This is a genomic window from Kosakonia sp. SMBL-WEM22 (genome assembly GCF_014490785.1).
Classification (GTDB): domain Bacteria; phylum Pseudomonadota; class Gammaproteobacteria; order Enterobacterales; family Enterobacteriaceae; genus Kosakonia.
Genome location: NZ_CP051488.1, coordinates 1,797,922 through 1,823,027 on the forward strand (window position 1 = coordinate 1,797,922; position 25,106 = coordinate 1,823,027).

Below are 25,106 nucleotides of genomic sequence, written 5' to 3' on the forward strand. Positions count from 1 at the left end.
TGCTGCAACGGAGTGTGAGCAGGCATGTGAAACAACCCCATCCGGCATGAAGCCAGGTGGACGTTAAATTGAAGAATCCTGAAGATTATCAATATGACTGAATCTTTTGCTCAACTCTTTGAAGAGTCCCTGAAAGAAATCGAAACCCGCCCGGGTTCCATTGTCCGCGGTGTTGTTGTTGCTATCGACAAAGACGTAGTACTGGTTGACGCCGGTCTGAAATCTGAGTCCGCCATTCCGGCTGAGCAGTTCAAAAACGCCCAGGGCGAGCTGGAAATCCAGGTTGGCGACGAAGTTGACGTTGCTCTGGATGCAGTAGAAGACGGCTTCGGTGAAACCCTGCTGTCCCGTGAGAAAGCGAAACGTCACGAAGCTTGGATCACGCTGGAAAAAGCTTACGAAGACGCAGAAACTGTTACCGGTGTTATCAACGGCAAAGTCAAGGGCGGCTTCACTGTTGAGCTCAACGGTATTCGCGCGTTCCTGCCGGGTTCCCTGGTAGACGTTCGTCCGGTCCGTGACACTCTGCACCTGGAAGGCAAAGAGCTTGAATTCAAAGTAATCAAGCTTGACCAGAAGCGTAACAACGTTGTTGTTTCCCGTCGTGCGGTTATCGAATCCGAAAACAGCGCAGAGCGCGATCAGCTGCTGGAAAACCTGCAGGAAGGCATGGAAGTTAAAGGTATCGTTAAGAACCTCACTGACTACGGTGCATTCGTTGATCTGGGCGGCGTTGACGGCCTGCTGCATATCACTGATATGGCATGGAAACGCGTTAAGCATCCGAGCGAAATCGTAAACGTTGGCGACGAAATCACTGTTAAAGTGCTGAAGTTCGATCGCGAGCGTACCCGTGTATCTCTGGGCCTGAAACAGCTGGGCGAGGATCCGTGGGTTGCTATCGCTAAACGCTACCCGGAAGGCACCAAGCTGACTGGCCGCGTGACCAACCTGACTGACTACGGCTGCTTCGTTGAAATCGAAGAAGGCGTTGAAGGCCTGGTTCACGTTTCCGAAATGGATTGGACCAACAAAAACATCCACCCGTCCAAAGTTGTTAACGTTGGCGACGTAGTGGAAGTTATGGTTCTGGATATCGACGAAGAACGTCGTCGTATCTCCCTGGGCCTGAAGCAGTGCAAATCCAACCCGTGGCAGCAGTTCGCTGAAACCCACAACAAGGGCGACCGCGTTGAAGGTAAAATCAAGTCTATTACTGACTTTGGTATCTTCATCGGCCTGGACGGCGGTATCGACGGCCTGGTTCACCTGTCTGACATCTCCTGGAACGTTGCAGGCGAAGAAGCAGTTCGTGAATACAAAAAAGGCGACGAAATCGCAGCCGTTGTTCTGCAGGTTGACGCAGAGCGTGAGCGCATCTCCCTGGGCGTTAAACAGCTCGCAGAAGATCCGTTCAACAACTACGTTGCACTGAACAAGAAAGGCGCAATCGTAAACGGTAAAGTGACTGCAGTTGACGCTAAAGGCGCAACCGTAGAACTGGCTGACGGCGTTGAAGGTTACCTGCGCGCTTCTGAAGCTTCCCGTGACCGCGTTGAAGACGCAACTCTGGTTCTGAATGTTGGCGACGATGTTGAAGCTAAATTCACAGGTGTTGACCGTAAAAACCGCGTAGTTAGCCTGTCTGTCCGTGCGAAAGACGAAGCTGACGAGAAAGATGCAATCGCTTCTGTTAACAACAAACAGGAAGAAGGCAACTTCTCTAACGCTATGGCTGAAGCTTTCAAAGCAGCTAAAGGCGAGTAATTCAAGCACGCTGTCTCATTTGCGCTATAGCGCGACGTTAGTCGACCGTTATAGCGCAATTGGTGATGAGCAACTTGACAGATTACAAGATTCGTCCTGTAATCAATGACAAAGGGCGGCTACGGCCGCCCTTGTTCAAGCTACTAAGCTAACCTTGCGTTGAAGGAGACCGGAGGAATCATGACCAAGTCAGAATTGATCGAAAGACTTGCAAGCCAGCAATCGCATATTCCGGCTAAAGCTGTTGAAGATGCAGTGAAAGAGATGCTGGAGCATATGGCCTCTACTCTTGCCCAGGGTGAGCGCATTGAAATCCGCGGTTTCGGCAGTTTCTCCCTGCACTATCGTGCACCACGCACCGGGCGTAACCCAAAAACAGGCGACAAAGTGGATCTGGAAGGCAAATACGTTCCGCACTTCAAGCCGGGTAAAGAATTACGTGACCGCGCCAATATTTACGAGTAAGCCTTAGCGAACGCTAGCGTTTACTTGTCGAAAAAGCACTCTTCGGGGTGCTTTTTTCGTTTTTAGCATTGCTCACTTTTTCTACCCACCTCGCAAAAATATGTCGCTGTAGCGTAATCCTGTAAACACCCCCCGACATGCGCCGCAAACCGCGGAAAAGACTCCTGACATCACTATCTCTGCGTCCCATACTGCGCCACACGACATGGAGGTGGAGATGAGACTGACCGCGCTGGCCGCCTGTATAACGCTTGGTATTTTGCCGCTGGCATGGCTGCCTGCGCTGCCGGGCATGAGAACAGTCTGGTGCGTCATCATTGCAGGATGCCTGCTGGCTTGTTTACGCAGCCTTGCGTTTCGTTACGCTGGCATCACGCTGCTTTTTTTAGCGTGGGGGATCCTTGCCGCAATGCAGGCGATCTGGCCCGCACAGCATCTGCCAGCAGCGCATCACCGTGTCGAGGTTGAAATCACCCACACTGACAATGCGACCCGTCACCAGGGCCAAATCCTTCGTCTTGACGGCAAGCGGCTTCTCGCAACGCCTGGCATTACGCTCTACGGGCAGTATCTACACGTTCCGGTTTGTGCCGGGCAACGCTGGGCAATGACCCTCCGCACGCGGGCCGTTCACGGGCAACTGAACGAAGGGGGCTTTGACGCGCAGCGCTATGCGCTGGCTTCGCATCAAACGCTTACCGGTCGCTTTATCGATGCCAGGTTACTGGAATCACGCTGCAGCTCGCGCGCAAACTATCTTCACTCGCTGGGCGAAGCAGTGGCTGAAAGGCAATGGAAAGCCGTTATTCTCGCGCTTGGTATGGGCGAGCGTGCTGCGCTTAGCCGGGAGATCAAGGAGACGTTCCGTCAGACGGGTACCGCACACTTAATGGCGATTTCCGGCTTACACATCGCGCTGGCCGCTATGCTTGGCTGGCTCTTTGCCAGAGCCGCACAATTTCTCTTCCCTGCGCACTGGATTAACTGGCGTTTTCCTCTCTTGACCGGGCTAGCCTGCGCGGTCTTTTACGCCTGGCTTACAGGGTTACAACCCCCAGCGCTGCGTACGGCGATATCGCTTTGTGTCTGGGCACTGCTGCGTCTTTCCGGCAGGCAGTGGACGCCCTGGCAAGTGTGGCTTTGCTGCATAGCCGCGATTCTTTTTAGCGATCCGCTCGCCGTGCTATCCGATAGCCTCTGGCTCTCTGCCTTTGCCGTCGCAGCTTTGCTCTTCTGGTTTCAGTGGTTTCCTGTGCCGTTCAATGCGCGCACATGGCTCGGTAGAGGGGCGCTTAACCTGCTGCATCTGCAGGTCGGGATGCTGTTTCTTTTGCTGCCCATGCAGCTCGCCATCTTTCATGGTTTTAGCCTGAGCGCGCTGGTGGCGAATCTGATTGCTGTCCCGCTGGTGACGTTTGTGACAGTGCCTCTCATTCTGGCAGGAATGCTACTGCATCTGGTCGGCTCCACATTTTTACAGCCGCTTTGCTGGGCGCTGGCGGATATGAGCCTGGAGCTGCTGTTTACGATTTTGCGCGGGCTACCGCCCGGCTGGGTTGATATTGACAAGCGTTGGCAATGGCTCTGTTGGGCACCGTGGCTGCTACTGATTGCGATACGTTTTCGCCTGTGGCGAATGCTTCCTGCCATCTGTGTAGCTTGCCTGACGCTGCTCGCTTTTCCTGTCTGGCACACCGCGCGGCCTGATGAGTGGTCAGTACATATGCTGGATGTCGGACAAGGCCTGTCGATAGTGATAGAGCGTCGCGGAAAGGCACTTCTCTATGACACCGGCACAGCGTGGCCTGGCGGCGACAGCGGGGCTCAACTGATTGCGCCCTGGTTACGCTGGCATGGTCTGCAGCCAGAAGGGATTATTCTTAGTCACGATCATCTCGATCATCGTGGTGGACTGGATTCCTTGTTAAAGATTTGGCCGCAGTTATGGATAAGAAGCCCCATGGGCTGGGCAGGTCATGCGCCCTGTTTCCGTGGCGAGCGCTGGAAGTGGCAAGGATTAACCTTTACTGCGCACTGGCCGCTGAAAGAAACGCGCACGAAAGGGAATAATCGCTCCTGCGTAGTGAAGATTGAGGATGGACGTTACAGCGTGCTGCTCACAGGGGATATCGAAGAGCAGGGAGAGATGGCGATGCTCAGTCATTACTGGGCGCATTTGCAGGCTACACTCATTCAGGTGCCTCACCATGGCAGTCAGAGCTCTTCAACATTGCCCTTTATACAGCGCGTCAGTGGTACGGCGGCTCTGGCGTCAGCCTCACGTTATAACGCCTGGCGCTTGCCCTCTAAAAAGATAAAAAAGCGCTACCAGCAACAGGGTTATCAGTGGTACGAAACGCCTCGCCAGGGGCAGATCACTGCTTCATTTTCGCCTCAGGGCTGGGAAATTCACGGCTTACGCGATCAACTTTTACCACGCTGGTATCATCAGTGGTTTGGCGTCCCCAGAGATAACGGGTAGAATATGCGGCTATTTCAACAAGTGCTGGTTTTTTGAATGCATAACGACAAAGATCTCTCTACATGGCAGACATTCCGCCGTCTATGGCCGACTATTGCGCCTTTTAAAGCGGGGCTGATCGTGTCGGCGATAGCGCTAATCCTCAACGCAGCCAGCGATACCTTTATGCTATCGCTCCTCAAACCGTTACTGGACGAGGGTTTTGGTAAAACGGATCGCTCAGTGCTGCTATGGATGCCGCTGGTGGTAATTGGCCTGATGATCCTGCGTGGTATCACCAGCTACATTTCGAGTTACTGCATCTCATGGGTCTCTGGCAAAGTGGTGATGACCATCCGCCGTCGCCTGTTCAGCCATATGATGGGTATGCCAGTCTCCTTCTTCGACAAACAGTCAACCGGCACCTTGCTGTCACGCATTACTTACGACTCTGAGCAGGTGGCCTCATCCTCTTCAGGTGCTCTGATCACCGTGGTGCGCGAAGGTGCCTCGATTATCGGGCTGTTTATCATGATGTTCTGGTACAGCTGGCAGCTGTCGCTGATTCTGATTGTGCTTGCACCTATCGTGTCGATCGCCATTCGCGTCGTCTCCAAACGTTTTCGCAGTATCAGTAAAAATATGCAAAACACTATGGGGCAGGTGACCACTAGCGCAGAGCAGATGCTGAAAGGGCACAAAGAGGTGCTGATGTTTGGCGGTCAGGAGGTAGAAACAAGCCGCTTTGACAAAGTTAGCAACAGAATGCGCCTTCAGGGGATGAAAATGGTTTCGGCCTCCTCCATCTCCGATCCGATTATTCAGCTTATCGCTTCTCTGGCACTGGCCTTTGTGCTCTATGCCGCAAGCTTCCCGAGCGTAATGGAAACGCTGACCGCCGGTACTATCACCGTTGTCTTCTCGTCAATGATTGCGCTGATGCGTCCGCTGAAATCGCTGACCAACGTGAACGCGCAGTTTCAGCGCGGCATGGCGGCTTGCCAGACGCTGTTTGCGATCCTCGATAGCGAGCAGGAGAAAGATGAAGGCACCCGCAAAGTTGAACGCGCGCGTGGCGATCTCGAGTTCCGCAATGTGACCTTTACCTATCCGGGGCGCGAAACGCCGGCGCTGCGTAATATCAATCTCACCATTCCGGCCGGTAAAACCGTCGCACTGGTGGGGCGCTCTGGTTCAGGTAAAACCACTATGGCCAGCCTGATCACGCGCTTCTACGATATCGACGAGGGCGAAATCCTGCTGGATGGTCACGATCTGCGCGAGTATACGCTCTCCTCACTGCGTAATCAGGTCGCCCTGGTTTCGCAAAATGTACACCTCTTTAACGACACCGTGGCGAATAACATTGCCTATGCGCGTACGGAAGAGTACAGCCGGGCAGAGATTGAGCGTGCCGCTGAGATGGCCTACGCCCTCGACTTTATCAATAAGATGGATAACGGTCTCGATACGATAATTGGTGAAAATGGTGTCCTCCTCTCCGGCGGTCAGCGCCAGCGTATCGCCATCGCGCGCGCACTGCTGCGTGACAGCCCGATCCTGATCCTTGATGAGGCGACCTCTGCACTCGATACCGAGTCCGAGCGCGCTATTCAGGCGGCGCTGAATGAGTTGCAGAAAAACCGCACCTCAATGGTCATCGCGCACCGTTTGTCGACCATTGAACAGGCCGACGAGATTGTGGTGGTGGAAGATGGCCGCATTGTCGAGCGCGGCAGCCACACCGAGTTGCTGGCGCAGCGCGGGGCGTATGCGCAACTTCATAAGATGCAGTTTGGCGAATGATTGCGCGCATCTGGTCCGGTGAATCTCCGCTGTGGCTGTTGCTGCTACCGCTCTCCTGGCTCTATGGCCTGGTGAGCGGCGCGATCCGCTTTGCTTATCGCATCGGCTTAAAAAAAAGCTGGCGGGCGCCGGTGCCCGTTGTCGTGGTCGGTAACCTGACGGCGGGCGGCAACGGTAAAACGCCGGTGGTTATCTGGCTGGTCGAGCAGCTCCAGCAGCGCGGTGTCCGCGTTGGCGTAGTCTCTCGTGGCTATGGCGGTAACGCCGATCGCTATCCGCTGCTGCTGACGCCGGAAACCTCAACAGCGCAGGCGGGAGATGAACCGGTGCTGATCTATCAGCGCACCGGCGCGCCGGTGGCTGTCTCTCCGGACAGATGCGAGGCGGTCAGAGCTTTACTGGCGCAGCATCCGCTGCAGCTGATCGTCACCGATGATGGCTTACAGCACTACCGGCTGGCGCGTGATAAAGAGATTGTGGTGGTCGACGGTGTGCGGCGCTTCGGCAATGGCTGGTGGTTACCGGCCGGGCCGATGCGTGAACGCGCGTCGCGCCTGAAAAACGTCGATGCCGTGATCATCAACGGCGGTACGCCTCAGGCGGGCGAAATCGCCATGCGTCTGCGCCCGGGTCTGGCGGTCAACCTGCTGACGGGCGAACGCTGTGCAGTAAACGCGCTTGACCAGATTGTTGCGATGGCCGGAATTGGTCATCCTCCGCGCTTTTTCGCCACTCTTGCCGAGTGTGGCGCAATGCTTAAGCGCAGCGTGGCGCTGGCCGATCACCAGACGCTGGCACAGAAGGATGTCGACGCGCTGCTCCAGCCCGGAGAGACGCTGGTGATGACAGAAAAAGATGCCGTAAAATGTCGTCCCTTTGCGCAGGCTAACTGGTGGTATCTGCCGGTCGATGCCGAGCTTGCGGGCGAGGCGGCGGAAAAATTATTGCTGGATCTGCTCACACTGGTGCGCTGAGGATCGCCGCCTCGGCTGCGCCCTGTTGAATTAACAGGAACGCCTATGACTGTGCCGCAACTTTCGCTCACCGCTGCTCGCCATCTCCATCTCGCCGCACAGGGCCTGCTGCGAAAACCCTCCCGCCGTGCGAAACCGGACGATATCCTCTCGACTATCCGGCGCATGTCGCTGTTGCAGATCGATACCATTAATATCGTTGCCCGCAGCCCTTACCTGGTGTTATTCAGCCGAATCGGCGCCTTTGAGCCGCACTGGTTGGATGATGCCCTGCGCAAGGGTGAGCTGATGGAGTACTGGGCGCATGAGGCCTGCTTTCTGCCGCGCGAGGATTTTGCCCTTGTCCGTCACCGCATGCTGGCACCTGACAAAATGGGGTGGAAGTACCGCCAGGCGTGGATGCAGGAGCACGCGGCTGGAATCGAGCAGCTTATCGCACACATTGAAGCGCATGGCCCGGTGCGCTCCGCTGATTTTGAACATCCGCGTAAAGGCACCAGCGGCTGGTGGGAGTGGAAACCCCATAAGCGCCACCTTGAAGGGCTGTTCACCGCCGGAAAAGTGATGGTCATTGAGCGGCGTAATTTCCAGCGCGTCTATGATCTGACGCAGCGCGTGATGCCGCACTGGGACGACGTGCGCGATCTGCTCACGCAGGAGCAGGCCGAAGCCATCATGCTGGAGAAGAGCGCCCGCAGCCTTGGCTTATTTCGTGCGCAGTGGCTGGCGGATTACTATCGTTTGCGTCGCCCTGCGCTGGCACAAGCGCTGGCGCAGATGCAAGAGGCGCAAACCATTTTGCCGGTTAATGTCGAAGGGCTTGGCCCTGCATGGCTACACGCCTCTTTGCTGCCGCTGCTGGAGCAGGCGCAGGCGGACAAACTCACCGCCACCCACAGCGCAGTGCTCTCGCCGTTCGATCCGGTGGTCTGGGATCGCAAGCGCGCGGAACAATTATTCGGCTTCAGCTACCGGCTGGAGTGTTATACCCCGGCACCAAAGCGGCAATATGGCTATTTTGTTCTGCCTTTGCTGCACCGGGGGAGGCTGGTCGGACGGATGGATGCGAAAATGCATCGCAAAACCGGCGTGCTGGAGGTGATTGCGCTGTTCCTTGAAGAGGGCGTTACGCCGTCGCTTCAGCTGGAGAGAGGGTTACAGCGTGCGATCACCGACTTTGCACGCTGGCAGGGTGCGCAGCGCATCACTTTTTCACGTCTGCCCGATGGCCTGTTTTCATCATCGCGTGCCGGTCTGGAGATAGACGCGGCGTCATAATTGCCTATGATAAGTTCAATCTGCTCATCATCGGTTTCTCAGGAGGAAAGATGGATCACCGTTTACTCGAAATAGTTGCCTGCCCGGTCTGCAACGGCAAGCTCAATTACACCCAGGATAAGCAGGAGCTGATCTGCAAAGTCGACAGCCTGGCATTCCCGGTACGCGAAGGCATTCCGGTGCTGCTGGAAAACGAAGCCCGCGCTTTAACCCCAGAAGAGAGCCGTCCATGAGCTTTGTTGTGATTATCCCCGCGCGCTACGCCTCGACGCGCCTGCCGGGTAAGCCGCTGGTCGACATTAACGGTAAACCGATGGTGGTACATGTGCTGGAGCGCGCCCGCGAATCTGGCGCAGAGCGCATTATCGTAGCGACCGATAACCAAGAGGTGATGGCCGCAGTGCAGGCGGTAGGCGGCGAAGTGTGCATGACCCGCGCCGATCACCAGTCCGGCACCGAGCGTCTTGCTGAAGTCGTTGAAAAATGTGGTTTCAGCGATGAGACGGTGATCGTTAACGTGCAGGGCGATGAGCCGATGATCCCGCCGGCGATCATTCGCCAGGTTGCAGACAATCTGGCGGCGCGCCGCGATGTCGGTATGGCAACGTTAGCCGTGCCGATTGAGAGTGCGGAAGAGGCCTTCAACCCCAATGCGGTGAAAGTGGTGATGGATGCGCAGGGCTATGCGCTCTACTTCTCGCGCGCCACCATTCCGTGGGATCGTGACCGTTTTGCCGCCTCGCGTGAGACCATCGGCGACAGCTTCCTGCGCCATATCGGTATTTACGGCTATCGCGCCGGCTTTATCCGCCGCTATGTCAGCTGGGAGACCAGCCCGCTGGAGCAGATCGAGATGCTCGAGCAGCTGCGCGTATTGTGGTACGGCGAAAAGATCCACGTCGATGTGGCAAGCGTGGTGCCCGGCACCGGTGTCGATACGCCAGACGATCTCGAACGCGTTCGCCAGGCGATGCGTTAAGCCTCTCATCCCCTCCGGCCAGAGGGGATTTGCTCTATCTTGCCAAATAATCACCCTGATTTGATCTCATTGGGGTGACATCTTCCGGTATGGCGCTCATTATAAAAGCAGTCGTTTTTGTAGGGGCATTGCTATGGAACAACTTCGCGCCGAATTAAGTCATCTGCTGGGAGAGAAATTAAGCCGCATGGAGTGCGTCAGTGAAAAACCTGATTCGGCGCTCTGGACTCTGTATGACAGCCGGGGAAACCCGATGCCGCTGATGGCAAGAAGCTTTACCACACCGGGGCTGGCACAACAGCTGGCGTGGAAAATCTCCATGCTCGCCCGCAGTGGTACGGTACGCATGCCGGTGGTGTATGGCGTAATGACCCATGAAGAGCATCCTGGCCCTGACGTGTTGCTGATTGAACGTCTGCGCGGCGTACCGGTGGAAGCGCCCGCCCGCACCCCGGAGCGCTGGGAACAACTCAAAGATCAAATTGTCGAGGGGCTGCTCGCCTGGCATCGTCAGGACAGCCATGGTTGCGTCGGCACCGTCGACAGCACCCAGGAGAATATCTGGCCCTCCTGGTACCGCCAGCGCGTCGAAGTGCTCTGGACCACTCTCAACCAGTATCAAAACACCGGCCTGACGATGCAGGATAAGCGGCTGCTGTTTCGCACCCGCGAATGCCTGCCTACCCTGTTTGAAGGATTTAATGACAATTGCGTGCTAGTGCACGGCAGTTTTAATCTGCGCAGCATGCTGAAAGATGCCCGCAGCGACCAGTTGCTGGCTATGGTCGGCCCCGGCATTATGCTGTGGGCACCGCGAGAGTATGAACTCTTCCGCCTGGTGGATGGCCCGCAGGCGGAAGGATTGCTGTGGCACTATTTACAGCGCGCCCCGGTGGCCGAGTCCTTTATCTGGCGGCGCTGGCTCTATCTGCTGTGGGATGAAGTAGCGCAGCTGGTGAATACTGGAAGATTCAGCCGCGCCAATCTCGATCTGGCCTCAAAATCACTGCTCCCCTGGCTGGCCTGAACTCCCTTTTAGCCACTGCCAGATGCGCCCCAGCGTCTCGTAACCGACGCGGTCGCTGTGCATCAGCCACACCGGGGAAGGGATTGCGCGCTCCCATGGATTAAGCGGCGAGTCGATCGCTAGCTGATTAGCCGGCGCGGGCAGCGGTTTTAACCCGACATGCTGGAAGAAGATCATTGCCCGCGGCATATGCGACGCGGAGGTCACCAGCAGGAAAGGTGCATTGCCAATCGCCTGCTTCACTGCAGCCGCTTCCTCTTCGGTATCCTTGGGCTGATCGAGCGTGATGATGTCGCTGCGCGGTACGCCAAGGCTCTCGGCAACTCTGGCACCCGCTTCCGCGGTGCTGACCGGATTGGTGGTGGCTGCGGCGCCGGTAAAGATCATTTTGGCTCCGGGGTTGGCGCGCCATAAGCGGATCCCTTCATTGAGCCGTGGCAAGCTGTTGCCGATCAGGTTCGAACTCGGTGCCCAGTCCTCATTCCACGTATAGCCACCCCCCAGCACCACGATGTACTGCACCCGCTCGCTACCGCGCCAGGTTGGGTAGCTCTCCTCTATCGGTTTCAACAGGCGATCTGCCACCGGCTGGAGGCTTAAAAGCAGCAATAACAGCCAGCCGACGCTGATGAATACCTTGCCGGTTTTCTGCCAGCGGCTAAACCAGACCAGCGCAATTCCAGCCCCGATAATCAAAAGTAAAAGCGGTAACGGCAGCAGCAGGCCACCAACGATTTTTTTCAGTGTGAAAAGCACTGTATCCGTCTCCTTTTTGAGCATACAGCAGGCGATTTCCGCGGATCTTACACCAGATAGGTTCATTATCGGCACGGCTGTGACAAAATAGCGCTTTTGCCAGGAGCGTAGGGCGGCCATGCAGGATCGCAATTTCGACGATATCGCCGAGAAGTTCTCGCGCAACATTTACGGCACGACAAAAGGTCTGCTGCGTCAGGCGATCCTGTGGCAGGATCTTGATATATTACTGGCAGAAATGAATGACGGTCCGCTGCACGTGCTTGACGCGGGCGGCGGCGAGGGGCAAACGGCGATCCGTATGGCGCAGCTTGGCCATCATGTGACCCTCTGCGATGTGTCGCAAGAGATGCTCAAACGTGCGCAGGCCGCGGCAGAAGAGAAAGGCGTCAGCGGTAACATGCATTTTGTACACTGCCCGGTTCAGGATATCGCTCAGCATTTGGCATCGCCGGTTGATCTGATATTGTTCCATGCGGTTCTTGAATGGGTCGCCGATCCCGTCGCCGTGCTGCAAACATTGTGGACGGTATTAAGGTCGGGCGGCGCGCTGTCGCTGATGTTTTACAATGCTGATGGCCTGCTGATGCATAACATGGTGGCAGGGAACTTTGACTATGTGCAGGTGGGCATGCCGAAGCGGAAGAAGCGTACGCTCTCCCCGGATTACCCGCGTACGCCCGCCGAGGTTTACCGCTGGCTTGAGCAGATTGGCTGGCACATCACCGGCAGAACCGGTGTGCGTGTCTTCCATGACTACCTGCGCGACAAGACTCAACAGCAGCGCAGTTTCGAAATGCTACTGGAGCTGGAAACCCGCTACTGCCGGCAGGAACCCTATATTAGCCTCGGCCGTTATATCCACGTGACAGCCCGTAAGCCGCAAATCGATGGAAGGACAAACGATGAGTGAATTTTCCCAGACAGTCCCCGAACTGGTTGCCTGGGCCAGGAAAAATGATTTCTCCATCTCGCTACCGGTCGACAGGCTCTCTTTTTTGCTGGCTGTCGCCACCCTTAACGGCGAGCGTCTTGATGGCGAAATGAGTGAAGGCGAGCTGGTTGACGCCTTTCGTCATGTGAGTGAAGCGTTTGAGCAAACCAGCGAAACCGTTAACCAGCGTGCTAACAACGCAATTAACGATATGGTGCGTCAGCGTTTGTTGAACCGCTTTACCAGCGAGCAGGCAGAGGGCAACGCCATCTACCGCCTGACGCCGCTGGGCATCGGTATTACCGATTACTATATTCGCCAGCGCGAATTCTCTACGCTGCGCCTCTCGATGCAGCTCTCTATTGTGGCGGCCGAGTTGAAGCGCGCTGCCGATGCGGCAGAAGAGGGCGGGGATGAGTTTCACTGGCACCGGAACGTCTTTGCGCCGCTGAAATACTCTGTTGCAGAGATTTTCGACAGCATCGATCTCACCCAGCGCATCATGGATGAGCAGCAGCAGCAGGTAAAAGATGATATTGCCCAGCTGCTGAACAAGGATTGGCGCGCCGCTATCTCCAGCTGTGAGCTACTGCTCTCTGAAACCTCCGGTACCCTGCGCGAACTGCAGGATACGCTTGAGGCGGCGGGTGATAAGTTGCAGACCAATTTGCTGAGCATCCAGGAAGCGACCATGGGACGCGACGATCTTGAGTTTCTCGATCAGCTGGTCTTCAACCTACAAAGCAAGCTCGACCGTATTGTCAGTTGGGGGCAGCAGTCCATCGATCTCTGGATCGGTTACGACCGCCACGTGCATAAATTTATCCGTACGGCGATCGATATGGATAAAAACCGCGTCTTTGCCCAGCGTTTACGCCAGTCTGTGCAGACCTATTTCGACGCACCGTGGACGTTGACCCACGCCAGCGCCGACCGCTTGCTGGATATGCGCGATGAAGAGATGGCGCTGCGTGACGAAGAGGTGACCGGTGAGCTGCCGACGGAGATGGAGTTCGAAGAGTTTAACGAAATCCGCGAACAGCTCGCAGCGCTGATTGAACAGCAGCTGGCTATCTATAAAACCAAAGGTGTGCCGCTCGATCTCGGCCTTGTGGCCCGCGAGTATCTGGCGCAATACCCGCGCGCGCGTCACTTTGACATCGCGCGCATCGTAGTTGATCAGGCGGTACGTCTCGGCGTAGCGCAAGCAGATTTCACCGGCCTGCCGCCGAAATGGCAGCCGATTAATGATTACGGAGCCAAGGTACAGGCGCATGTCATCGACAAATATTGAACAAGTGATGCCGGTTAAACTGGCACAAGCGTTGGCAAATCCGCTGTTTCCGGCGCTGGATAGCGCACTGCGCTCAGGGCGGCATATTGGCCTCGACGAGCTGGATAATCACGCCTTTTTGATGGATTTCCAGGAGTATCTCGAGGAGTTTTACGCCCGTTATAACGTGGAGCTGATTCGCGCGCCGGAAGGTTTCTTCTATCTGCGCCCGCGCTCCACCACCCTCATCCCGCGCTCGGTGCTCTCTGAGCTGGATATGATGGTCGGCAAAATTCTTTGCTATCTCTATCTCAGCCCGGAGCGTCTGGCTAACGAGGGGATTTTTACCCAGCAGGAGCTTTATGACGAGCTGCTGTCGCTGGCGGATGAAAACAAGCTGCTGAAGCTGGTGAATAACCGCTCAACCGGCTCCGATCTCGACCGTCAGAAGCTGCAGGAAAAGGTGCGCTCCTCTCTTAACCGTCTGCGCCGTCTTGGCATGATCTGGTTTATGGGTAATGACAGCAGCAAGTTCCGCATCACCGAATCGGTGTTCCGCTTCGGAGCCGATGTGCGTTCGGGTGACGATGCACGTGAAGCGCAGCTGCGCATGATCCGCGACGGGGAAGCGATGCCTGTGGAAAATCACCTGCAGCTCAATGATGAGCCAGAAGAGAACCAGCCGGACAGCTCGGAGGATGAGTAATGATTGATCGCGGTAAATTTCGTTCGCTTACGCTGATTAACTGGAACGGCTTTTTTGCCCGCACCTTTGATCTCGACGAGCTGGTCACCACCCTGTCAGGCGGTAACGGTGCCGGAAAATCGACCACCATGGCGGCGTTTGTCACAGCGCTGATCCCGGATTTGACGCTGCTGCACTTCCGTAACACCACCGAAGCGGGTGCGACATCCGGCTCACGCGATAAGGGTCTGCATGGCAAACTGAAAGCCGGCGTCTGCTATTCGGTGCTGGATGTGCTCAACTCCCGCAACCAGCGCGTGCTGGTTGGCGTGCGTTTGCAGCAGGTCGCCGGTCGCGATCGCAAAGTGGATATCAAACCCTTCGCGATTCAGGGCTTACCCACCGCTATGCTGCCAACACAGCTGCTGACGGAAACCCTCAATGAGCGTCAGGCGCGTGTCCTGACGCTGCAGGAAGTGAAAGATAAGCTCGATGCGATGGAAGGGGTGCAGTTTAAGCAGTTCAACTCCATCACCGATTACCATTCGCTGATGTTCGATCTGGGGATCGTCGCGCGTCGTCTGCGCTCCGCTTCCGATCGCAGCAAGTTCTACCGCCTGATTGAAGCCTCGCTCTACGGCGGGATCTCCAGCGCGATTACGCGCTCTCTGCGCGACTACCTGCTGCCGGAAAACAGCGGTGTGCGTAAAGCGTTCCAGGATATGGAAGCGGCGCTGCGCGAAAACCGCATGACGCTGGAGGCGATCCGCGTTACCCAGTCCGACCGCGATCTCTTTAAACACCTGATCAGCGAAGCCACTGATTATGTGGCGGCGGACTATATGCGCCACGCCAACGAGCGTCGAGTGCATCTGGACAAAGCGCTGGAGTATCGCCGCGATCTCTTTACCTCGCGCAAGCAACTGGCCGCCGAGCAGTATAAGCATGTCGATATGGCGCGCGAGCTGGCGGAACATAGCGGTGCAGAAGGGGATCTGGAAGCCGATTACCAGGCCGCCAGCGATCACCTGAACCTCGTGCAGACCGCGCTGCGTCAGCAGGAGAAAATTGAGCGCTATGAAGCCGATCTGGAAGAGTTGCAGATCCGCCTCGAAGAGCAGCAGGAAGTGGTGGCGGAAGCCGCCGAGCGCCAGGAAGATAACGAAGCGCGTGCCGAAGCGGCCGAGCTGGAAGTGGATGAGCTGAAAAACCAGCTCGCGGATTACCAGCAGGCGCTGGACGTTCAGCAAACCCGTGCGATTCAGTATAACCAGGCCCTGCAGGCGCTGGAACGCGCGAAAACGCTCTGCCATCTGCCGGATCTGACCATCGAGAGTGCCGATGAGTGGCTCGAGACCTTCCAGGCCAAAGAGCAGGAAGCAACCGAGAAACTGCTGTCGCTTGATCAAAAAATCAGCGTCGCACAAACGGCGCACAGCCAGTTTGAACAGGCGTATCAGCTGGTGGCAGCGATTAACGGCCCGCTGGCGCGTAATGAAGCCTGGAGCGTGGCGCGTGAGTTGCTGCGCGATGCGGTCAATCAACGCCACCTGGCGGAGCAGGTTCAGCCCCTGCGGATGCGCCTGTCAGAGCTGGAGCAGCGCCTGCGCGAGCAGCAGGACGCCGAGCGCCTGCTGGCGGAGTTTTGCAAACGTCAGGGCAAACAGATTGATGTAGATGAGCTGGAAGCGCTGCATCAGCAGCTGGAAGCGCAGATTGCCGCACTCTCTGACCATGTCTCCGCCGCAAGCGAGCAGCGTATGGCGCTGCGCCAGGAGCTGGAGCAGCTGCAGTCGCGCATTCAGACCCTTACCAAACGCGCGCCGGTTTGGCTGGCGGCGCAGAACAGCCTGTCGCAGCTGTGTGAACAGAGCGGCGAGCAGTTCGAATCGAGCCAGGATGTCACGGAATATCTGCAACAGCTGCTCGAGCGCGAGCGCGAAGCCATCGTTGAGCGCGATGAGATTGGCGCGCGTAAGCGTGCGGTCGATGATGAGATCGAGCGTTTAAGCCAGCCGGGCGGTGCGGAGGATCAGCGCCTCAATGCGCTGGCGGAACGTTTTGGCGGCGTCCTGCTCTCGGAAATTTATGATGATGTCAGCCTCGAAGATGCTCCTTACTACTCGGCGCTGTATGGCCCATCGCGTCACGCTATCGTGGTGCCGGATCTCTCGTTGGTTGCGGGGATGCTCGAAGGGCTTGAGGATTGCCCGGAAGATCTCTACTTGATCGAAGGGGATCCCCAATCCTTCGATGACAGCGTCTTCAGCGTGGATGAGCTGGAAAAAGCGGTGGTGGTGAAAATCGCCGATCGCCAGTGGCGCTACTCCCGTTTCCCGACGCTGCCGATCTTTGGCCGCGCCGCGCGTGAAAGCCGGATTGAAAGTCTGCACGCCGAGCGGGAAACGCTGGCGGAACGCTTCGCCACGCTGTCGTTTGACGTACAGAAAACCCAGCGTCTGCACCAGGCCTTCAGCCGATTTATCGGTAGCCATATTGGCGTAGCGTTTGAGGACGATCCGGAAGCGGAAATTCGCACCCTCAACAGCCGCCGTGGCGAGCTCGAGCGTGCCATCAGCAATCATGAAAATGATAACCAGCAGAATCGCGTTCAGTTTGAGCAGGCGAAAGAGGGCGTCGCCCAGCTTAACCGCCTGCTGCCGCGCCTGAGCCTGCTGGCGGATGAGACTCTCGCCGATCGCGTCGATGAGATCCAGGAGCGCCTCGATGAAGCGCAGGAAGCCGCGCGCTTTATTCAGCAGTTCGGCAACCAACTGGCGAAGCTCGAGCCGATGGTTTCCGTCTTGCAGAGCGACCCCGAGCAGTTTGAACAGCTTAAAGCCGACTACGCTGCTTCGCAGCAGGTGCAGCGTGATGCGCGCCAGCAGGCCTTTGCGCTGGCGGAAGTGGTTCAACGCAGGGCGCACTTCAGCTACTCCGACTCTGCCGAGATGTTTAACGGCAATAATGATCTCAACGAGAAGCTGCGTCAGCGCCTGGAGCAGGCTGAAGCGGAGCGTACCCGCGCGCGCGAAGCGATGCGCAGCCATGCCGCGCAGTACAGCCAATACAACCAGGTCCTCGCCTCGCTGAAGAGTTCGTTTGATACCAAAAAAGAGCTGCTTAACGACCTGCAAAAAGAGCTGCAGGATATCGGCGTGCGCGCCGACAGCGGGGCAGAGGAGCGGGCGCGTCAGCGTCGTGACGAACTGCATGCCCAGCTCTCCGGCAACCGCTCGCGCCGCAATCAGCTGGAAAAAGCGCTCACCTTCTGTGAAGCCGAGATGGATAACCTGACGCGCAAGTTACGCCGTCTGGAGCGCGATTATCACGAGATGCGCGAGCAGGTAGTGAGTGCCAAAGCGGGCTGGTGCGCGGTGATGCGCATGGTGAAAGATAACGGCGTTGAGCGTCGTCTCCACCGCCGCGAGCTGGCTTACCTCTCTGCCGATGAGCTGCGCTCCATGTCGGATAAAGCCCTTGGCGCGCTGCGCTTGGCGGTGGCGGATAATGAACACCTGCGCGATGTGCTGCGCATGTCGGAAGATCCGAAACGGCCGGAGCGCAAAATCCAGTTCTTTGTCGCGGTCTACCAGCATCTGCGCGAACGTATCCGCCAGGATATTATTCGCACCGACGATCCGGTGGAAGCGATTGAGCAGATGGAGATTGAGCTGAGCCGCCTGACGGAAGAGCTCACCTCCCGCGAGCAGAAGCTGGCGATTAGCTCCCGCAGCGTGGCGAATATAATTCGCAAAACCATTCAGCGCGAGCAGAACCGTATCCGCATGCTCAACCAGGGCTTGCAGAGCGTCTCGTTCGGCCAGGTCAACAGTGTGCGCTTAAACGTGAACGTGCGGGAAACCCATGCCACGCTGCTGAATGTGCTTTCAGAGCAGCATGAGCAGCACCAGGATCTGTTTAACAGCAGTCGTCTGACCTTCTCGGAAGCGCTGGCGAAGCTCTATCAGCGCCTTAACCCGCAAATCGATATGGGGCAGCGCACGCCGCAGACCATTGGCGAAGAGCTGCTCGACTACCGCAACTATCTGGAGATGGAAGTGGAAGTTAACCGCGGCTCCGACGGCTGGCTGCGCGCCGAGTCGGGCGCGCTGTCGACCGGGGAAGCGATCGGTACCGGGATGTCGATTCTGGTGATGGTGGTGCAGAGCTGGGAAGATGAAGCCCGCCGCCTGCGCGGCAAAGATATCTCGCCGTGTCGTCTGCTGTTCCTTGATGAAGCGGCGCGTCTGGATGCCCGCTCTATCGCCACATTGTTTGAGCTCTGCGAGCGTCTGGAGATGCAGCTGATTATCGCCGCACCGGAGAACATCAGCCCTGAAAAAGGCACTACCTACAAGCTGGTGCGTAAAGTGGTGCAGAATCAGGAGCATGTGCATGTCGTTGGCCTGCGTGGCTTTGCCCCGCAAATCCCGGAAACGCTCCCCGGCACGGCAGACGTCTCGTAATCGCAGCACACTAATAAAGAGCGGCCTCAGTGCCGCTCTTTTTGTTTTCTGAAAAAGATTGCCAGTCGGCGTTTAATCTTTAAACTTCTTTACAGTAGGGCAGGCAAATGTTTTTTTGTCTTTATATACTGAGAAAAAGGTGACATTCAGTCACATGCAAGGTGAGAGAACAGGGGGCAGGGATGTTGCTTTTAAAGTCGTATGGTCGTCGAATGTCGGCGTTGAGTTTGTGCCTGGCATTCGCACTCGCTCCGCTGTTTAATGCGCAGGCCGATGAGCCTGAAGTGGTACCGGTTGATAACTCGGCGACGCCGGGCGACCAGCCGACGCTATTACCGCAGCCGCTGGAGCAATCTCCGGCGACAGCGATGATGATCGGTGTGCAACCCTATCCAAACGGTGTGTCGGTTGCTGATGTGCGGACACAGCTGCAATCTCAGCTGCCCGCAAACTGGACGCCGGTTTATCTAGATCAGCTCGCGGCGCTCTATGCTGCCCGCGGACAGAAGCCGATGTGGGAGAACCGCGAAGCGGTTCAGGCTTTCCAGCAGCAGCTGGCGGAAGTGGCTATTGGCGGCTTTCAACCGCAATTCACTACCTGGGTCGAACTGCTGACCAACCCGGATGTGACCGGTATGGCGCGGGATGTCGTACTCTCTGATGCGATGATGGGCTACCTGCAGTTTGTCGCCGGTATCCAGGCGAAAGGTCAGCGCTGGCTCTACAGCGATAAGCCCTATGCACTCGCCACGCCCGCAATTTCAGTCATCAACCAGTGGCAATCCGCGCTTGATAACGGCTCTCTGCCGGCTTTCATTGCCACACTTGCACCGCATCACCCGCAATACGCGGCGATGCATCAATCCCTGCTGACGCTGGTGGCGGATTCGCGCCCGTGGCCGGAGATGACCGGTACAGCGTCGTTGCGCCCGGGGCAGTGGAGCAATGACGTTCCGGCGCTGCGTGAGATTTTGCAGCGCAACGGCATGCTGGAGAGTGGCGCGGAAATTGCGCTGCCGGAGGGTAATGCCGCAGTCAGCCCGTCGGCTGAGCCTGCGCCGAAGAAGAAGCCCGCCGCGCGTGAGGCCTATGACCGCACGCTGGTTGAAGCGGTAAAACGTTTTCAGGCCTGGCAGGGTTTACATGCTGATGGCGTGATTGGTAAAAGCACGCGTGACTGGTTGAACGTCACGCCTGCGCAGCGCGCTGGCCTGCTGGCGCTCAATATTCAGCGTCTGCGCTTGCTGCCCTCCACGCTCTCGACCGGCATTATGGTCAACATTCCGGAGTACTCGCTGGTCTACTATCTCAACGGTAATGAAGTGCTGTCGTCGAGAGTGATTGTTGGCCGTCCGGATCGCAAGACGCCAATGATGAGCAGCGCGCTTAACAACGTTGTGGTTAACCCGCCGTGGAACGTCCCGCCGACGCTTGCGCGCAAAGATATCCTGCCGAAGCTGTGGAACGATCCCACTTACCTTGAGCGCCATGGCTACACTGTACTGCGTGGCTGGAACAGCAAAGAACCGATCGATCCGACGATGGTCGACTGGGCAACCATTACGCCTTCCAACTTGCCTTTCCGCTTCCAGCAGGCGCCTGGCGTGACTAACTCGCTGGGCCGCTATAAGTTTAATATGCCGAGCTCTGACGCGATTTATCTGCATGACACGCCGAATCACGCTCTGTTCCAGAAACAGGCGCGTGCGCTCAGCTCCGGCTGCGTGAGGGTAAATAAATCCTCTGAACTTGCCAATATGCTGTTGCAGGATGCGGGCTGGAGCGATACGCGTATTTCGGATGCGTTAAAGCAGGGCGATACGCGCTACGTTAATATTCGCCAAAATATTCCAGTCAATCTGTACTATTTGACCGCGTTTGTTGGCGCGGATGGGCGCACGCAATATCGCACAGATATTTACAATTATGATCTGACAGCGCGCAGCGGTGCGCTTGTTCTGGCGAAAGCTGAAAAATTAATCAGGTAAATGAAGCAGTTTGCGATTTTCCGTTGTCATAGTGACAGGCAATTCCCGGGTGGTTCAGGCTACAGAGCCCGGGATTGCTGGGGAGAGGCCGCCTTGACGCGGCGTTTGATGCCCGGTAAGGTGCCTCTCGTGCGCTAAAGCAGTGCATAAAAATCGTTCAATGCACTTTTTCTGTAGATCTGATTATCATGGATAAATTTGACGCTAATCGCCGCAAATTGCTGGCGTTGGGTGGAGCCACACTCGGTGTTGCTCTGCTGCCCACCCCCGCTTTTGCTACGCTCTCCACGCCGCGCCCGCGTATTTTAAGACTTAATAATCTTAATACCGGGGAGTCTATTAAAGCTGAGTTCTTTGATGGTAGAGGCTATATTCAGGATGAATTAGCAAAACTCAACCATTTCTTCCGTGATTACCGCGCAAATAAAATAACGCGCATGGATCCTCAGCTCTTTGATCACCTGTTCCGCCTGCAAGGCTTATTAGGCACTAATAAACCTGTCCAACTCATCTCCGGTTATCGCTCTGTTGATACCAACAATGAGCTACGTGCTCATAGCCGCGGTGTAGCGAAAAAAAGCTATCACACCAAAGGCCAGGCGATGGATTTCCATATTGAAGGGATTTCCCTGAGTAATATTCGCAAAGCTGCGTTATCTCTGCGCGCGGGTGGTGTAGGATACTACCCCAAAAGCAATTTTGTGCATATTGACACCGGGCCGGTAAGGCACTGGTAAAACTCAGTCTGAGCTACAGGAGCAGTATGAACTATCGTATTATTCCGGTTACCGCGTTCTCCCAGAATTGTTCGCTAATCTGGTGTGAGCAGACTCAACTCGCTGCCGTGGTCGATCCCGGCGGAGACGCAGAGCGCATTATTCAGGAAGTGGATGCGTGTGATGTGACGGTGACGCAAATCCTGCTCACGCATGGTCATCTTGATCATGTTGGTGCAGCGGCGGAACTGGCACAGCATTATGGTGTGCCGATCATCGGCCCGGAAAAAGAGGATGAGTTCTGGCTACAGGGATTACCGGCGCAGAGCCGCATGTTTGGCCTCGAAGATTGCCAGCCGCTGACGCCCGATCGTTGGTTGAATGAAGGCGACAGCGTAGCCGTGGGCAATATCAGCCTGCAGGTGCTGCACTGTCCGGGACATACACCGGGGCATATCGTCTTTTTTGACGCGCAGTCACGTTTGCTCATCTCTGGCGACGTGGTCTTTAAAGGCGGCGTAGGACGCAGCGATTTCCCGAAAGGGGATCACGCGCAACTGATTCACTCCATCAAGCATAAGCTGTTGCCGCTTGGTGATGACGTGACTTTTATTCCGGGTCACGGGCCACTCTCGACATTGGGGAATGAGCGGTTGCACAATCCGTTCCTGCAGGATGAACAACCGGTGTGGTAAACAAAAAAGGGTCGCGCAAGCGACCCTTTTTACTTTCCTGTGCCTGCTTACAGGACGGCGACAATCGCCTCGCACAGCGGGGCCATATTGTCCGGGGTCATACCAGCCACGTTGATGCGCCCGGAAGCGACGGCGTAGATGCCGAACTCTTCACGCAGGCGCAGCACCTGCTCTTTGGTCAGGCCGCTAAATGAGAACATACCATTCTGTCGGGTGATAAAGCTGAAGTCGCGGTTCGCACCTTTCTCCTGCAGTGTATTCACAAACAGCAGACGCATACGCTGGATGCGCTGGCGCATGTCCGTCAGCTCCTGCTCCCAGATGGCGCGCAGTGCGGTGTTGCTGAGGATGGTGGCAACTACCGACGCGCCGTGGGCTGGCGGGTTGGAGTAGTTCGCACGGATCACGGATTTCATCTGGCTGAATGCGCGATCGGCGGCATCTGCATCGGCGCAAACCAGCGTACAGGCACCTACACGCTCGTTGTAGAGGCCGAAGTTTTTCGAGTAGGAGCTGGCGACCAGTAGCTCCTTATGCAGCGCAGCGAAGGCACGCAGCCCCTCAGCATCCTCTTCAAGACCGCGAGCAAAGCCCTGATAGGCAAAATCGAACAGCGGCAACCAACCCTTTTCTACAGAAAGCTTCGCCAGCGTCTCCCACTGCTCCAGCGTTGGATCGATACCGGTCGGATTGTGACAGCAGCCGTGGAACAACACGACGTCACCCGCCTGTGCCTGCTCGAGGCTGGCCAGCAGGCCATCAAAATCGAGGGTATGGTTCTGTGCATCGTAGTAAGCGTATTCGCACACTTCCAGGCCGGCAGAGTTAAACACGCCTTTGTGGTTCGGCCAGCTCGGGTTACTGACCCAGACGCGTTTTACGCTGGTGTTTTTGGCGAGGAAATCTGCGGCAACGCGCAGACCGCCGGTGCCGCCTGGGGTTTGTGCCGTCCGTGCGCGTTTGTCATTGATAATGGCGCTGCCTTTGCCGAAGAGTAACTCCTGGGTGCAGCGGCCAAATTCTGGAATGCCGTCGATGCCGAGGTAATTTTTTGTAGCTTCGTTTTCCAGCAGATAGAGCTCTGCTTTCTTCACGCTGGTCAGCACCGGCGTCTTACCGGTTTCATCTTTATAGACACCGATGCCTAAGTTAATTTTGTGCGGGCGTTCATCGGCGCGAAACAGATCGGCCAGGCCCAGAATTGGGTCGGCAGGGGCAGCGGTAATATTCTCAAACATGACGAGGTTCCATTTTGATGACAGAAGGGAATTCCGTTATCAGGTTAACGGCTGGCAGGGGAATTGCCAACCGTTTGCAATAAAAAGCGCGACGCTTTTCAAAAGTCGTCGCGCTTTTTGCCGCAGGCATAAAAAAACAGGGCCGAAGCCCTGTTTTAAATGCCTATAACAGTCGAGGGTGACTGATTAGAACTGGTAAACGATACCAACAGCTACGGTGTCGTCAGAACCTACGCCCAGTTTGTTGTCTTTATCAATCTGGTTGATAGCGTAGTCAACATAGGTGGACATGTTTTTGTTGAAGTAGTATGTCGCGCCAACTTCGATGTAGTTGATGTAATCTTCGCTACCTACGCCTGCAACGTCTTTCGCTTTAGATTTGTAGTAAGCGATGGACGGGCGCAGACCGAAATCGAACTGGTACTGTGCAACAACGGAGAAGTCCTGAGTTTTGTTCAGCAGACCGGTAACTTCATCAGTAGCGCCCGGGAGAGTAGTAGTCAGGCGCTGTGCGTTGCGGGTTTCGCCATAGAGTGCAGCCAGGTAGATATTGTTCGCGTCGTATTTAAGACCAGTCGCCCACTGCTCAGCTTTCTTACCTGATGTACCGTAGGTGGTAGAAGTTTGCTGAGCATTAGTGCGGTCTGCTGCGCCATACGCACCGACAATGCCGAAGCCGTCGAAGTCGTAGCTCAGAGAGGTTGCCCAGCCGTCGCCATTAGCATATCCGATATCAGAACGTTCGTTTTTGCCCAGGTACTGTACGCCAAAGTTCAGACCATCAACCAGGCCGAAGAAGTTGCTGTTACGGTAAGTCGCCAGACCGCCAGTACGACCAGAGAAGAAGTTATCGCTGTTGCCAGTGTCGCCACCGAATTCTGGCAGCATATCGGTTACGCCGATTGCATCGTATACCAGACCGTAGTTACGACCGTAGTCGAAAGAACCTGCATCACCAAATTTCAGGCCAGCGAAGGCCAGACGGGTTTTGTTACCCCTCTGAGCATCGGTGCCGCTTTCAGAGTTGTTACCCTGGAAGTTATATTCCCACTGACCGTAACCAGTCAGCTGGTCGTTAATTTTAGTTTCGCCTTTGAAGCCCAGACGAGCGTAAGTTTTGTCGCCGTTGCCACCGTAACCATTAGCGCCATTATCTTTGGTGAAGTAGTGCAGACCGACCGCTTTACCGTAGATATCAACTTTGTTGCCATCTTTGTTATAGATCTCAGCAGCGTTAGCTGCGCCCGCTACGAGCAGGGCAGGGATAACCACTGCCAGGATATTGCGCTTCATCATTATTTATTACCCTCATTGGTTTTTTTGGACACCTGCCACTGCCGCCGTGTAAATCCGTCAAAAAAAATTTACGGAACTACAGATGAGAGTTTGGTGTCTTTCTGTGTCTGAGAGGCATCTTTCCAAACAAGTAAACGTTTCGCTAGCCTGAAAGTGCTACAAATGTCTTAAAGAAGTAACAAGAAGAAATAATGTGTAATATTTTGTGTATTTGACGGAACTTTGTGAACCATCTCTAACTTCCGCACCTGCCGCTGAAAAAATAAGCGCCTTCATTCCTATTTATATGAATTACTTAT

General features: G+C 56.1%; 19 protein-coding genes. 16 read left to right on the plus strand and 3 right to left on the minus strand.

Annotation, left to right across the window (positions count from 1 at the left end; translation table 11 throughout):
* The first annotated feature begins 93 nt into the window (after positions 1-93).
* From rpsA to HF650_RS08570, 9 genes are all read left to right on the plus strand, one after another.
* Positions 94-1,767, plus strand: a complete 1,674-nt coding sequence (rpsA, locus tag HF650_RS08530; RefSeq protein ID WP_017456188.1) for a 30S ribosomal protein S1 — start codon at positions 94-96, stop codon at positions 1,765-1,767.
* Positions 1,768-1,947: 180 nt separating this feature from the next.
* Complete coding sequence (gene ihfB, locus HF650_RS08535) at positions 1,948-2,232, plus strand: integration host factor subunit beta (protein WP_007374142.1); 285 nt, start codon at positions 1,948-1,950, stop codon at positions 2,230-2,232.
* Between the two features lie 217 nt (positions 2,233-2,449).
* On the plus strand, positions 2,450-4,714 hold the full coding sequence (locus HF650_RS08540) for a ComEC family protein (protein ID WP_187801979.1): 2,265 nt from the start codon (positions 2,450-2,452) through the stop codon (positions 4,712-4,714).
* A 36-nt stretch (positions 4,715-4,750) separates the two neighbouring features.
* Complete coding sequence (gene msbA, locus HF650_RS08545) at positions 4,751-6,499, plus strand: lipid A ABC transporter ATP-binding protein/permease MsbA (RefSeq protein WP_187801980.1); 1,749 nt, start codon at positions 4,751-4,753, stop codon at positions 6,497-6,499.
* On the plus strand, positions 6,496-7,473 hold the full coding sequence (gene lpxK, locus HF650_RS08550; RefSeq protein ID WP_187801981.1) for a tetraacyldisaccharide 4'-kinase: 978 nt from the start codon (positions 6,496-6,498) through the stop codon (positions 7,471-7,473). Before msbA ends, lpxK begins: the two co-directional genes overlap by 4 nt.
* Before the next feature lie 45 nt (positions 7,474-7,518).
* Positions 7,519-8,751 (plus strand): winged helix-turn-helix domain-containing protein, encoded by a 1,233-nt coding sequence (locus HF650_RS08555; RefSeq protein WP_187801982.1) that lies wholly within the window; start codon positions 7,519-7,521, stop codon positions 8,749-8,751.
* Between the two features lie 50 nt (positions 8,752-8,801).
* Positions 8,802-8,984, plus strand: a complete 183-nt coding sequence (locus HF650_RS08560; protein WP_124968863.1) for a Trm112 family protein — start codon at positions 8,802-8,804, stop codon at positions 8,982-8,984.
* Positions 8,981-9,730 carry a 3-deoxy-manno-octulosonate cytidylyltransferase gene (gene kdsB / locus HF650_RS08565; RefSeq protein ID WP_187801983.1) on the plus strand — a complete coding sequence of 250 codons (750 nt, stop codon included), beginning with the start codon at positions 8,981-8,983 and terminating at the stop codon, positions 9,728-9,730. Before HF650_RS08560 ends, kdsB begins: the two co-directional genes overlap by 4 nt.
* A 133-nt stretch (positions 9,731-9,863) precedes the next feature.
* Positions 9,864-10,757, plus strand: a complete 894-nt coding sequence (locus tag HF650_RS08570; RefSeq protein WP_187801984.1) for a YcbJ family phosphotransferase — start codon at positions 9,864-9,866, stop codon at positions 10,755-10,757.
* Here HF650_RS08570 and elyC read toward each other — a convergent pair.
* Positions 10,734-11,513 carry an envelope biogenesis factor ElyC gene (gene elyC / locus HF650_RS08575; RefSeq protein WP_187801985.1) on the minus strand — a complete coding sequence of 260 codons (780 nt, stop codon included), beginning with the start codon at positions 11,511-11,513 and terminating at the stop codon, positions 10,734-10,736. The two genes, HF650_RS08570 and elyC, sit on opposite strands and share 24 nt — an antisense overlap.
* A 118-nt stretch (positions 11,514-11,631) precedes the next feature.
* Between elyC and cmoM the strand changes: the two genes are divergently transcribed.
* The 7 genes from cmoM to HF650_RS08610 all read left to right on the plus strand — a co-directional run bounded on the left by cmoM (position 11,632) and on the right by HF650_RS08610 (position 22,273).
* Positions 11,632-12,426 carry a tRNA uridine 5-oxyacetic acid(34) methyltransferase CmoM gene (gene cmoM, locus HF650_RS08580; protein WP_187801986.1) on the plus strand — a complete coding sequence of 265 codons (795 nt, stop codon included), beginning with the start codon at positions 11,632-11,634 and terminating at the stop codon, positions 12,424-12,426.
* Complete coding sequence (gene mukF, locus HF650_RS08585; RefSeq protein WP_187801987.1) at positions 12,419-13,741, plus strand: chromosome partition protein MukF; 1,323 nt, start codon at positions 12,419-12,421, stop codon at positions 13,739-13,741. The genes cmoM and mukF overlap by 8 nt, the downstream gene beginning before the upstream one ends.
* Complete coding sequence (gene mukE / locus HF650_RS08590; protein ID WP_023481680.1) at positions 13,722-14,426, plus strand: chromosome partition protein MukE; 705 nt, start codon at positions 13,722-13,724, stop codon at positions 14,424-14,426. The genes mukF and mukE overlap by 20 nt, the downstream gene beginning before the upstream one ends.
* A complete protein-coding gene (mukB, locus tag HF650_RS08595) occupies positions 14,426-18,874 on the plus strand; it encodes a chromosome partition protein MukB (RefSeq protein ID WP_187801988.1) in 4,449 nt (1,482 codons plus the stop codon). The genes mukE and mukB overlap by 1 nt, the downstream gene beginning before the upstream one ends.
* A gap of 182 nt (positions 18,875-19,056) precedes the next feature.
* Complete coding sequence (ldtD, locus tag HF650_RS08600; protein WP_187801989.1) at positions 19,057-20,862, plus strand: L,D-transpeptidase; 1,806 nt, start codon at positions 19,057-19,059, stop codon at positions 20,860-20,862.
* Positions 20,863-21,050: 188 nt separating this feature from the next.
* Positions 21,051-21,599 (plus strand): YcbK family protein, encoded by a 549-nt coding sequence (locus HF650_RS08605; protein WP_124968849.1) that lies wholly within the window; start codon positions 21,051-21,053, stop codon positions 21,597-21,599.
* Positions 21,600-21,625: 26 nt separating this feature from the next.
* On the plus strand, positions 21,626-22,273 hold the full coding sequence (locus HF650_RS08610) for an MBL fold metallo-hydrolase (protein WP_187801990.1): 648 nt from the start codon (positions 21,626-21,628) through the stop codon (positions 22,271-22,273).
* A gap of 47 nt (positions 22,274-22,320) precedes the next feature.
* Here HF650_RS08610 and HF650_RS08615 read toward each other — a convergent pair whose 3' ends face one another.
* A complete protein-coding gene (locus HF650_RS08615; protein WP_187801991.1) occupies positions 22,321-23,511 on the minus strand; it encodes an amino acid aminotransferase in 1,191 nt (396 codons plus the stop codon).
* A gap of 186 nt (positions 23,512-23,697) precedes the next feature.
* On the minus strand, positions 23,698-24,807 hold the full coding sequence (gene ompF / locus HF650_RS08620; RefSeq protein WP_275944610.1) for a porin OmpF: 1,110 nt from the start codon (positions 24,805-24,807) through the stop codon (positions 23,698-23,700).
* Positions 24,808-25,106: the final 299 nt, after the last annotated feature.